At 73.6% G+C, this 568-nt stretch carries 1 pseudogene; it reads left to right on the top strand.

What is annotated here, in order from left to right:
• Nucleotides 1–513, top strand: a pseudogene (locus DPV74_RS41775) (transcriptional regulator); the annotation flags it as partial.
• Between the last annotated feature and the right edge of the window lie 55 nt (nucleotides 514–568).

Below are 568 nucleotides of genomic sequence, written 5' to 3'. Positions count from 1 at the left end.
GAGCTGGCCGCGCAGCGCGACCCGGCCGAGCCCGACGTCGCGGGCGGCGACCTGCCGCCGACGCTCGCCGCGACCGTCGCGGCCATCGCGACGCCCGCCTACGTGCTCGACCGGCAATGGAACGCACTCGCGTGGAACGCACCGGCCGCCGCGCTCTTTTCCGGCTGGCTCGACGGCGAACACGACCGCAACCTGCTGCGCTTCACCTTCATGTCGCCGGCCGCGCGCACGCTGATCGTCGACTGGGAAACCCGCGCGCGGCGGCTCGCGGCCGAATTCCGCGCCGATTCGATCCGGCACCTGACCGACGCGCCCACGCGTGCGCTGATCGACGCACTGACCGCCGGCAGCGACGCCTTCGCGCAGTACTGGGCATCGCAGGACGTGTTCGAACGCGAAGGCGGCCTGCGCGAATTCGACCATCCGGCCGACGGCCGCCTCGTGTACCAGCAGATCACGCTGAAGCCCGCGCACCGCGAAGACCTGAAGCTGGTCGTGCTCGTGCGCGACTGAACGGGCCGGCCCGCGCGGGCCACGGCCGGCTGGCCGCCGCGAACGGCTGCGCGCC

Origin of the sequence: Burkholderia sp. HAN2018 (assembly GCF_024704855.1) — a bacterium.
GTDB classification, from domain to species: Bacteria; Pseudomonadota; Gammaproteobacteria; order Burkholderiales; family Burkholderiaceae; genus Burkholderia; species Burkholderia cepacia.
This window is presented reverse-complemented; position numbering and strand designations above follow the sequence as displayed.